12 protein-coding genes are annotated in these 11221 nt (G+C 45.0%); all 12 read right to left on the reverse strand.

The annotated features are described in order from the left end of the window. Nucleotides 1-438: aminoacyl-tRNA hydrolase (gene pth, locus Q0546_RS06345; protein WP_298791516.1), on the reverse strand; the 438-nt coding region annotated here is incomplete at its 3' end. 8 nt (nucleotides 439-446) lie between these two features. Continuing rightward, entirely contained in the window at nucleotides 447-983 is a 537-nt protein-coding gene (locus tag Q0546_RS06350; RefSeq protein ID WP_297968826.1) for a 50S ribosomal protein L25/general stress protein Ctc, read from the reverse strand. A gap of 58 nt (nucleotides 984-1041) precedes the next feature. Next, nucleotides 1042-3315 (reverse strand): PilT/PilU family type 4a pilus ATPase, encoded by a 2274-nt coding sequence (locus Q0546_RS06355; RefSeq protein WP_298791518.1) that lies wholly within the window; start codon nucleotides 3313-3315, stop codon nucleotides 1042-1044. Next, nucleotides 3312-4307, reverse strand: coding sequence for a transaldolase (locus tag Q0546_RS06360; protein WP_298791520.1), 996 nt, complete (start codon nucleotides 4305-4307; stop codon nucleotides 3312-3314). Before Q0546_RS06360 ends, Q0546_RS06355 begins: the two co-directional genes overlap by 4 nt. Nucleotides 4308-4320: 13 nt before the next feature. Next, a complete protein-coding gene (serB, locus tag Q0546_RS06365) occupies nucleotides 4321-4944 on the reverse strand; it encodes a phosphoserine phosphatase SerB (protein ID WP_298791523.1) in 624 nt (207 codons plus the stop codon). A gap of 8 nt (nucleotides 4945-4952) precedes the next feature. Continuing rightward, nucleotides 4953-5450 (reverse strand): chemotaxis protein CheW, encoded by a 498-nt coding sequence (locus Q0546_RS06370; protein WP_002947273.1) that lies wholly within the window; start codon nucleotides 5448-5450, stop codon nucleotides 4953-4955. A gap of 3 nt (nucleotides 5451-5453) precedes the next feature. Then, entirely contained in the window at nucleotides 5454-7814 is a 2361-nt protein-coding gene (locus tag Q0546_RS06375) for a chemotaxis protein CheW (RefSeq protein ID WP_298791525.1), read from the reverse strand. An 11-nt stretch (nucleotides 7815-7825) separates the two neighbouring features. Continuing rightward, a complete protein-coding gene (locus Q0546_RS06380; protein WP_002947271.1) occupies nucleotides 7826-8767 on the reverse strand; it encodes a chemotaxis protein in 942 nt (313 codons plus the stop codon). Nucleotide 8768: 1 nt separating this feature from the next. Then, nucleotides 8769-9509 (reverse strand): UDP-2,3-diacylglucosamine diphosphatase, encoded by a 741-nt coding sequence (locus Q0546_RS06385; protein ID WP_298791527.1) that lies wholly within the window; start codon nucleotides 9507-9509, stop codon nucleotides 8769-8771. Beyond that, entirely contained in the window at nucleotides 9502-9660 is a 159-nt protein-coding gene (locus Q0546_RS06390; RefSeq protein ID WP_298791529.1) for a hypothetical protein, read from the reverse strand. The genes Q0546_RS06385 and Q0546_RS06390 overlap by 8 nt, the downstream gene beginning before the upstream one ends. Then, a complete protein-coding gene (gene greA / locus Q0546_RS06395) occupies nucleotides 9647-10147 on the reverse strand; it encodes a transcription elongation factor GreA (RefSeq protein WP_298791531.1) in 501 nt (166 codons plus the stop codon). The genes Q0546_RS06390 and greA overlap by 14 nt, the downstream gene beginning before the upstream one ends. 3 nt (nucleotides 10148-10150) lie before the next feature. Beyond that, nucleotides 10151-11185 (reverse strand): lipid-A-disaccharide synthase, encoded by a 1035-nt coding sequence (gene lpxB, locus Q0546_RS06400; RefSeq protein ID WP_298791533.1) that lies wholly within the window; start codon nucleotides 11183-11185, stop codon nucleotides 10151-10153. Nucleotides 11186-11221 lie beyond the last annotated feature (36 nt).

Consider the following 11221-nt stretch of genomic DNA (forward strand, 5'->3'; position numbering starts at 1 on the left):
GTTAAATTCGCCAAGCACATGGCCGGTTACAGCGCTTTCGCCTTTGTGCGCGCTTCTACCGATACCGATACGCACGCGCTCGTAGTCTGCACCCATTAACACGTCGATTGACTTTAGGCCGTTGTGTCCGCCGTTTCCGCCGCCCTTTTTAAATTTAACGACGCCGAAATTTAGATCAAGGTCATCATGAATCACGATAATACGCTCGGGTTTATAAAAATCGGCTACGGCTTTTACGCTTCGTCCGCTTAGGTTCATAAAGGTTGTCGGTTTTAGAAAAAGTAAATTTTGGAATTTAAACAGCTCGCCTTGAAATTTGACCGAGCTTACATCTGTAAAATTTGAGTTTTTAAGTCTATCTATCAGCATAAAGCCGACGTTGTGTCTTGTTTTGGAGTACTCGGGACCGGGATTCCCCAGTCCAGCTATGAGTATCAAGGCTAGCCTTATTTAGCTTTTATTACGCCTAGAACCGCTACGCGGTCAGCATCGATCATAGTTACGCCCGCAGGAACGGCTATGTCACGCACTAGGACAGTGTTGTCTATATCAAGGCCGCTAACGTCTATGTCGAATGAATTCGGCAAATTTTCAGCCGTGCATTTTACGGCTAAGCGTCTTTTTGAGATGATCAAAACGCCTTTATTTTTTAGACCCACAGGAGTTCCGTAAGGTTTAACCGGAATCATATACTTTGAGACGACGCCTGGAAGCGCAACCTTTAAATCAACGTGTTTTAGCGCGTTTGTCACAGGGTCTTTTTGGTATTCGACTACTACGACTTTTAAGGTTTTTCCGCCTACTTTTACGTCAAACGCAAGGCTCTCTTTTTTGCGAACCTCTTTTATAAAATCGTTGATTTTAAAAGCGGCTTGCACGTTCTCTAATCCCTTGCCGTAAATGTTGGCGATTAGATAACCATCTCTTCTCAAGGCTTTTGACGCCTTTTTACCGATACTCTCTCTAACGATACCTTCTAACATCGTTTTCCTTTCTTGAAAAATAGAAGCCGATGATACCCAAATTTATATAAATTTCGCCTTACTTGATATCTTTGAGCGCAATAACTTCGCTTTGAAATTCTTTTAAAAGCTCGGCATCCTCTTCGATAGAGGCAACCATCGCTCGTTTTTTAGCAAGGTCGGCACTCTTGATTTTGATATCGAGGTTTTCCCTTCTGCTGGCGCTTTTTAGCGCTTCTTCTTTTGTTATAATTCCCGAAGCATACATATCAAGCAAATGCTGCTCAAAGGTCTGCATTCCGTAGGTATTTTTACTTTGTTCTATCGCGTCGTAAATTTCGCTATCTCTATCTTCTAAGATCATATCTCTTATTCTTATGTTTTTTACCATTATTTCGCAAGCGACGCGGCGTTTGCCGGTCGTAGTCACGACAAGGCGCTGAGATATGATAGCCTCCGCAACCGAGGCAAAGGTCATCCTTATGCGGTTTTGCTCCTCTTTAGGAAACATATTTATGACGCGGCCGATAGTTTCTTTAGCATCAAGGGTGTGAAGTGTAGCAAGCACCAAGTGTCCTGTTTCTGCTGCATTTATCGCGGTTCTAACAGTCTCTAGGTCTCTCATCTCGCCTACAAATATAACATCCGGATCCTCACGCAAAGAAGCCCTTAGCGCGTCGGCGAAACTATCTACGTCTTGGCCGATACCGCGCTGATTTATTACGCTTTTGTCGTCGTTATATATAAACTCGATCGGATCTTCGATAGTGACGATGTGGTAGTTTTTTGTGTGATTTAGGTGGTTTATCATGCTAGCTAGTGTCGTTGTTTTACCGCTACCGGTAGGTCCAGTTACTAGGATGATGCCTCTATTTACTTTATTGCAAAGCTTTTCAATAACAGGCGGCAATAAAAGCTCGGACATCGTAGGAATTTTCGTTGGGATCGTTCTAAATACTAAAGATACGCCATCCATCTGCAAAAAGACGTTTGAACGGAAACGGTAGTCGTCGTTTAATTTATATGTAAAATCCACACTCTTTTTTTTCATAAGATTGTAATAATTCGCCCCTAAAATCTCCTTTGCAAGTAGTATCGAGTTGTCGTAATCTAAAATTTTATCGCCCATCGTAAATATCTCGCCGTTAAATCTACCGCGAACTACTTTGCTGGATTTTACGTGCAAGTCGCTACCGCCAAGCTCGATAAGTTTTGTTAGATACCCATCCAGTATAACCTTCATTTCGGCTTTTTTTTCGTTCTCCTCGTCACTCTGCGGCACCGTGGTTCTAATCGGCATCCCGAAAGTTTCATCTTCCATACCGATGCCAAGCTCGGCTAAAAGCGCCGCCCTGTCCTTGTATTTAACCGGTCGCACTTCAGGTTTTTTTAACGTATTTGTTTGGTTTTCTTGCCTATCGTTTATAGTTTGCGCTTGCGCCGCAACTTTATTTGCGGCAGTTTGCATTTGTATGAAATTCGGCTCTAAATTTTGCGCTTGCGATTCACGCAAATTTGTGGATTCGTCGATATTTTTTTGCTCTTTATTTTGCCGATCGTCTCCAAAACCAACGTTTAAATTCGGCTTAGCGGCGACTACGTTTATCTCATCTTTGATTGCGCCGATTTTATCCTCTATATCTTTATTTTCTTCATCTTGAACTATGCTAAATTCGTTTTGAAAAAAGTCTAAAATTTGATCCTTTTCGCTAGGGTGCTGTTGCATGCCGACCTCTTCTTGCGTAAATTTAATACCCAAATCATCCAAACTTACGTTATCTCCGCCAAATTTTACATCCGGCGTTTCATCGCAAATCGACTGTTCTTGCGCCGTAGCTTTCGCAGTCTCGTCAAACTCATCTTTTTTTGGCGGCATCTCGTCCAGTGCGTCTATTTCGCTCAGTGCTTCGTTGATAGCTTGGAGATTTTCGCTTAGCTCGTGTTTTTTTGCCTCCAAGTCACCAGGCTCGATAAAACCGTCAAATTTGACGGTTTCCGCCGCTTCTTTGATTTTTACGGGCTCATCGTCTATGGGTTTGAGCGCAGGCAAGTTCTCAAAATCAAAATTTTGTCCAAATTTAAACATGGGCTCATGATCGCTCAAATTTTTATCTGCAACTTCGCCGATCTTCTGCTCATCTTTTTCAGATTTTAGCTCTATTATTTGCTCTTCTTGCGAATCTTCTTTATTTTTATCTCTTATTTTTTGTATATCGTTTTTTACCGCATTCGCTCTTAGATTTATAATACGCTCAAGTTCGTCGTCTTGAGTGTCAAATTTAATACTAGAACCGATAGGCTCGTAGTCCATTGCATCTTCTTGCTGCGACGAGGTAAATCTCAAAGGCTTCATTTAAGCGCTTTCATTATATCTTCAAATGCCGTCACGAACTGCTTTAAGCCGTCGTTTAGCAAGTCTTTGTAAACCTTCTCCATATCTATGTCGGCTCTTTTTACTACGCCAAAAAATTTCTCTATACTATCGTCGCTAACGGCGGTTTTAGGTTCGTTTTTGCTCGCGATAAAAGCTTTGATAGTATCAAGCGGAGCCGTATTTACCGCATTTTGATACATTAGCTCTTTTACGTAGTAGTCTTTTGCCAGCTCATCGCCCTTTACGCCCGTGCTAGCAAATAGCGCGCGCGTCGTCGGCAAGCTTTTATTTTCTATGATTTTATAAATTTTAGTTGCGTTCATAATACCGATTTGACCCGTCGGTAGCGAGTTCTCGCGCATTTTTTCATCTAGCAAGCGATCAAATCTGCTAACAAAAATACTAATCACACTTTTTGGTAGCGGCGTTAGTGGAAATTTTTTCTCATAGGCTTTCACGCCCTCCTCAAAAGCGTCCAAACACGCTACGGCTTGCTCCGGCGAGAAAATTAGCGTCGCATTTACAGCGATACCGCGCGCGGTTAGAGCGCCCATAGCTTCAAAGCCCGCTTTTGTCGCAGGGATTTTGATCATGACGTTTGGCATGCCGATCTCTGCGTGTAGCCTAGCGCCCTCGTCCACCGTAGCCGCGGCGTTATCGCAAAAGCTAGGATCGACCTCGATGCTAACAAACCCGTCGTCGCCGTTTGCGTAATGCCTCAAAAGCTTGGTCGCGGCTATCTTGATATCTTGCACCGCGAGCGCCTCGTAAAGCGCCTTTGGATATTTTTTGCCCATTTGGCCGATGACGTCCTTGTAGGAGTCCGACAAAAACGCGGCTTTAAAGATAGACGGATTTGAGGTCACGCCGTTAATAGCGCCTATTTGAAGTAAATTTTCAAACTCGTCTTGCAAAAAGTCGCGCTCGATAAAGTCGCACCACAATGAAAAATTTATATCGTTATTAAACATTTTTCTCGCCTTTTTATATCAAATTTATGATCTCGCGCAAATCTTTTTTATCCACGCAACAAGTTGCCGCTTGCCTCAAAATTTGCTTCGCGCAAAACGCGATTTTTAAATTTGAATGCTCAAACATAGATAAGTCGTTGGCGCCGTCGCCCACGCTCATCGTCTGCTCTTTTGAGATACCGAGCAAATTTTGTAAATTTGCAAGCATCGCGCCCTTTGAAAAGCCAAACATCATCTCGCCGCCCACGAGTCCGGTTAGGATGCCGTCTTTGTGGTGCAGGATATTTGCAAAGCTAGCGTCAAATTTTAGCTTCTCTTGCGCCCTGTCCGTGCCCGAGTGAAATCCGCCGCTAAAAACTACGACCTTGATGCCTTTGCTTTTTAGATGTGCGATCAACTCGGCGGCTCCTGGCATGAGCGGCAAATTTGAGCAAATTTGATCTACTTTAGCAAGCTCAAGCCCCTTTAAAAGCGAAACGCGGCGTGTCAAGCTCTCGAAAAAATCAAGCTCGCCCGCCATCGCTTTTGCAGTTATTTCACTGACCTCATCGCCCACGCCCTTTGCTGCAGCTAGAAAATCTATCGTCTCGCCGTCCATCAGCGTCGAATCAAAATCAAATACGCAAAGCTTTATCAAATTTGACCCTAGAAATCGCGTTTTAGTAGTGCTTCGACTTTTAAAATCGTAAGGATGTTGTTGTCTCTTTTGCCGATACCGTAAATCATGCCTTTGTCTTTTAAAAGCGTTTCAGGCGGCGGATCGATCCTGTTTTGCTGTATTCTGATGGCTTCCGTTAATCTATCGATCACAAATCCCGCAACATTATCGCCCTCTTTCATCACGATGTACCTCGTGCTTGGGCTAGGTTTTGCGGCATTTAGAGAAAATTTTTTTCTCAAATCGATTAGCGGAATGACGCTACCGCGCAGATTAAACACGCCCAAAACATACTCAGGCACGCTAGGTACGCGAGTGTATTCGATCGGCTTAATTATCTCTTGGATATTTAAAATGGGTATCGCATACTCCTCGTCGCCAACGATAAAGCCGACTAGCTGGACGATCTCCTCGCGCTCTTTTTCGCTCGGGTCTATCACCTGTCTTTTTTGTCTTTTTAGAACCTGATTTAGTTTGTCGTTCATGTTCTATCCTATTAGTTTGATATTTTTTCTAACTACGTTTTCAAGGTACTCGGACGAATACGGCTTGGTGATGTACTCAGTCATTCCTACCTCCACGCCTCTTAGCCTGTCGGTCTTTGACGTCCTTGAGGTTACCGCAATAAGCGGCAAATTTCTATATTTTGAGTACTTGCGAATTTCGCCCGCTAGCGTGTAGCCGTCCATTCGCGGCATTTCAATATCGATTAGCATCGCATCAAGCGCATGTTCGCCAGATTTTACGATAGTTAGAGCCTCGACTCCGTTGGTAGCCTCGATTACCGTTACGCCAAGAGGGGCTAGCGATTTTTGCATTATGGTTCTGTCCATCTTCGAGTCGTCGACGATCAGCACTTTATAATCGCTCGGTTTTTCTTTGACGCTTTTTGAGGATTCCATGCTGGCTTTTATGTCTACTTTTATATCTTTTGCCATCTCCATCATCATACCTACATCGATGATGAGCGTTACGCGGCCGTCGCCTCTTATCGTGGCTCCCGCGATGCCTGGGATATTTTGTAGATAATCGCCCATTGATTTGATGACGATCTCTTCTTGCCCTACGAGGCTATCTACGATGATGCCAAGCTTTGCTTCCGCTACGCCGATAACGACCACGTATGTCTGATCTCCGCCATCAAAGACCTGCTTGACGCCAAAGATATCAGATAGCTTAACCAGCGAAAGCACCTCGTCGCGTAGTCTGAGCACGTTTTTACCGTCGATCGTATAGATATCGTCGATCGGTACGCGCACGGTCTCTAAAACGCTTGCTAGAGGAATAGCGAAAAACTCCTCCTGAGCGCCGACTAAAAGCGACTGGATAATAGCTAGCGTGAGTGGAATTTTTAGCTTCATCGTCGTACCCTTGCCCACTTCGCTTTCGATGTCGATTATGCCGTTTAGCTTTTCGATATTAGTCTTTACGACGTCCATTCCCACGCCGCGGCCGCTTACGTTAGTTACCTTCGCAGCAGTCGAAAATCCAGGCTTAAATATAAGCCCAAACGCCTCTTTATCGCTCATAGTATCGGCTTCGCGCTCGGTGATGATACCCTTTTCTATCGAGCGTGCCTTTAGCATATCGGCATCTAGTCCCTTACCGTCGTCGGTGATCTCGACTACGATATGGTTGCCTTCATTATAGGCTTTTAGCTGGATGGTGCCTTTTTCAGGCTTGCCTGCAGCTAGTCTGGTAGCACCGTCCTCGATGCCGTGGTCGCACGAGTTTCTTATCATATGCACCAGTGGATCGCCGATTTGCTCGACGATAGATTTATCCAGTTCCGTTTCTTCGCCCGTGATCTCAAGGTCGATTTGCTTATTTAGCTCGCGGCTTAGATCGCGGATCATGCGAGGAAATTTATTAAATACTTTCGCGATAGGTAGCATTCTCGTTTTCATAACGGCTAGCTGTATGTCGGTAGTCACTAGGCTTAGGCTGGATACTACTTGATTTAGCTCCTCAAGGAATTTCTCGCCCTCATATCTCTCCTCAACGTCGTCGTAAATTTTGAGCAATCTGTTTTTGCCAAGCACCAGCTCGCCGATCAGGTTCATCAGGTGATCTAGGCGCTTAACCTCAACGCGTATAGTCTGCTCGTCGGCGCTAGCTCCACTTGATGGAGCCGGTACTTTTTTGTCCTCTTTTTTGTTGGCAGGCTTTGCGGGAGCGGGCTTTGTAGACGGAGCTGAATTTGACGGTGCAGAAGCTTGAGGTGCAGCAGGCGCTGCAGGTTTTGGTGCTTCGCATGCTGCTGCTTTTTGGGCCCGTCTTGCCTGATCTTCAGCCTTTCTTACTTTCAGCAGTCTTTCTATCTCGGCTTCGACTTCGTCGTCGCTTAAATTTGATAAATTCTCATCGCTAATAGGTTCGGGCTCAGGCTCTTTTGGCGTCTCTACTACAGGCTCTGGTACCACGGGGGCAGGCTCGCTAGCGGCCACATTCGGGGCTTCGCCTTCGGATATCGCGGTTAGTCTTTTGCAGATATCTTCTATCTCGATGCCTACGTCCGTATCGTTACCGCTATCTCTGATACCGTGCAGTAGCCCCTTCATCATATCCACAGACTCTAGCACCACGTCCATGATATCCGGAGTTATCTTTAGTTCGTTGCGGCGGGCTTTGTTTAGCACGTCCTCCATGTGGTGCGTAAGCTTAGTAAGAATATCGAAATTTAAAAAGCTCGATGACCCCTTGACCGTATGCGCAACGCGGAAAATTCTATTTAAAAGCTCTAAATCTTCAGGATTTGACTCTAGTTCTATGAGGTCATGGTCTATTTGTTCTACTAGTTCGAAGGCTTCAACCAGGAAGTCTTCCATTATTTCTCTCATATCATCCATGATTTTCCCCCTTATTTCTTGTGCGCTTCGATCACGCGAAGCACCTCGTTATAAAATAGCGATGCGTCAAATTTGGTTAGATACGCGGCGGCACCGGCCTCTCTGCTTTGAGCTTCGCTATAGTCGTTGCTTAAAGAAGAGTTAAATATGATAGGAATTCCCGTATATCTCGGATCGTCTTTTATCGTCGATGCAAAGCGGTATCCGTCCATCTGAGGCATCTCGATATCGCTCAAAATCACTCTTAAAAAGTTATTTAACTTATCGCCGTACATCTCGTAAAGATCCTCCATCCTAGCAAGCCCCTCTACGCCATCTTTTGCTTCGACTACTTTTAGTCCCATTTTTTCTAGCATATCTTTTACTAGTTTTCTTGCCGTCGAGCTATCGTCTAGCACTAGTGCTAAACCGCTTAAAAGCTTACTTTGATCGATCTCTACTTCCATTTTCGGGCTATAAATGCCAAGCTCTTCGACGACGCTTTCAAGGTCTAATATTAGCAAAACTTCGTCGTTTTCGATGCGAGTTACGCCTGTTATCTTGCCTTTATCTAGCGTTCCGGCATTTGAGGCAAAAGTCGCCGCCTCGATGTCCGCCCAGCTTATGCGCCTGATTCGCTTTGCCTCGTGGACGATAAAGCCTATCAATATACCGCTAAATTCGGCAATGATGACGCGAGGCTTGATAGCTCCGCCCTTAGGCTCGTTTATCTGCATCCATTTAGCTAAATTTATGACAGGTATCACGACGCCGCGCAGATCAAAAATCCCCTCGATATACTCGGGTACTCCGGGAAGCTCGGTTAAATTTGGCATCTTAATGATCTCGCGTACCTTAGCGACGTTGACGCCGTATATGCCCTCATATACATTGTCTCCCGACTGCTTAAAGATACGAAAATCAACAAGCTCCATCTCATTTGAACCGGTTTTTAATGTGCCGTTGTTAAGCATTTTAAACCTTTACGCTCTTTCGAGCAAACTTAATATTTTGGTCGTATTCTACTACAAAATAGCTTTGCTCGCATGCAAAAGATGGAATATTTATATATTTTTGTTTACCTATCGTGTATTGTTCACCTTGGTGATAGTGCCCCTCGATGACGACGTCAGCCTGGTAAAATGCGTTATATCGGCGCATTTTTGCCTCGACTAAATTCTTAAAATTCGGTATTTTATAATCTAAAATTTTTTGTTTAAGCTTATTTAAAATTCGTTTCGAGAGTCTAAAATTTAAAAATTTATCGAAAAAATTCATTGTTTTTAAAAAAAATTTGACGCGTAAAAATCTCAAAGCGTATTTCGAAACGAAAGGCAAAAATATATCCCCGTGTGCGATAAGCACGCTCTGACCATACTCAGAGGCAAATTTAACCGGCTGAGCGCCGATCGGATAGGCTTTGACATTTTTAAAAAGCCTTGCTAGGTTAAAATCGTGATTTCCTTCGAAATAGTAAATTTCCATTTCCTCGCCCAGCTCGTCGATCGCGCGGACGTATCGCTCGTAAAATTTGACGAAAAACTCGCACTCGACCGCCAGAAAATCAAACATATCGCCCATCAAAAACAGCTGCGGCGTCTTTATCTCGCCGCTTTTCAACGCGCACAAAAAATGCCAAAAATTTTCGCGATTTTCGTTTTCGTGCGAGTCGGCGATAAAGATCGCACTGCTTTTTACGACGATTTGCTCAGGCATCAAATTTTACTTTTTGCGGCATCAAATTTGCGGCTATGAGTTTTAAATTTAGCGAGCCGAATTTGAAAAACTCGGCAAACGCCGTAGTTAAATTTAAAGGCTCAAATTTAGCGGCCGAGCTCGTAAATTTAACGGTTTTAAACGCGCTCATCGGCTTGAAATTTGATCGGTTTGTAGCTAACAGATACTATCTCGACGTCGCTTCTGCCGTTTGGCAAATTTAGCGCGACCTCATCGCCCTCGCTCTTGCCGATTAGCTGTTTGGCTAGAGGTGAGTTTATCGAGATGAGTCCGCGCTCTAGGTTGCTCTCTGGCGTACCCACTAGCGTGTAGGTTTTTTCTAGCTCGGTTTCTACGTCCATGATGACGACCGTGGAGCCAAATTTTACCTTATCGTGCTCGTATTCGGCGGGATCGATTACCTTGGCGCGGCTTACTATGTCGCTAAGCTCGGCTATACGGCTCTCGATAAACGCCTGTTTTTCGCGTGCGGCGTGGTATTCGGCGTTTTCTTTTAGGTCGCCGTGACTGCGCGCAATGTCGATCTCCTCGACGATATTCGGACGTTCGACGGTCTTTAAATTTTTTAGTTCGTTTGTGATTTTTTCATATCCAAAAAGCGTCATCGGTTCGGTCATTTTTTATCCTTTATTCGTTATTAAAATTTGCGCTACGCTGGCTGCAGAGCCGTGTTCTAGGTATTTTCGTAGCTTCTCGCAGCCTTTGATAAATTTCTCTTTATCGCAGCTCTCGTAGGCTTTTATTAGATTACTTGGCGTTACTTCCTCTTGCAACAGCTCCTCGTGCAGCGCCGCTTCGCCCATAAAATCAAACATGATATTTGCAAGCCCGATGTGGCGCAGCTTCACAAACATCCGCGCTATCATTATATCGATGGCTTTGGCTTTATAGGCTAGTACAAACGGCGTGCCCACGAGTGCAGCCTGCAGTGTCGCAGTGCCAGAGCAGATAAAGGCAAACTCGCTTTGCAAAAGTGCGCGCGGCGCGTCCGTAACCACGCTAAAGTCGCTAACATCGCCGTAAATTTGCATATCGTTTGCCAAAAAAGGCGGCACGACGAGCAGCTTTTCTTTATCTTTTATTTGGACGGCAACTTCGCGAAAAATCGGCATCAATCGCGAAATTTCGGCGCGGCGGGATCCGGGCATAAAAGCGATCTTACCGCTTTGCAAAAGCTCGTTTTTTCGTACTCGCAGCTCGTCAAGTAGCGGGTGTCCGACGTAGCGTGAGCGATTGTAGTACATCCCGTCAAACGGCAAAATCGAAGCCAAATGATCGCAGTACGCCTCGACTTTCGCCACGCGTCCGGCCTTCCACGCCCACACCTGCGGCAAGATATAGTAGGTCACCGGCGTTTTGATACCGGCTTCTTTGATCGCTTTGGCTAGCGGCAGGTTAAAGGCGGGGCTATCGATAAGTAGCACGGCGTCGCACTGCGCGGCTAGGCGCGTCATCTCTTTTATCGCGCGTTTTGCCTTAAAATAAAGCGGCAAAACCTCCACGAAGCCCATCGCGGAAAACTCCGAGCTTCGCATAAAAGGTTCACCGAATTTTTCGTCAAAAATGCCTTTTAGTTCGCACTTTGGCAGATGCTCTAAAACCTGCTCGAAGTGCAAATTTGCAGAGGCCTCTAAACAAGAGACGAGTAGCTTCACTGATTACCCTCAAAGTCCTCGGCTAAGTTTGCAAGC

The organism is uncultured Campylobacter sp. (genome assembly GCF_937997465.1).
Lineage (GTDB): Bacteria > Campylobacterota > Campylobacteria > Campylobacterales > Campylobacteraceae > Campylobacter_A.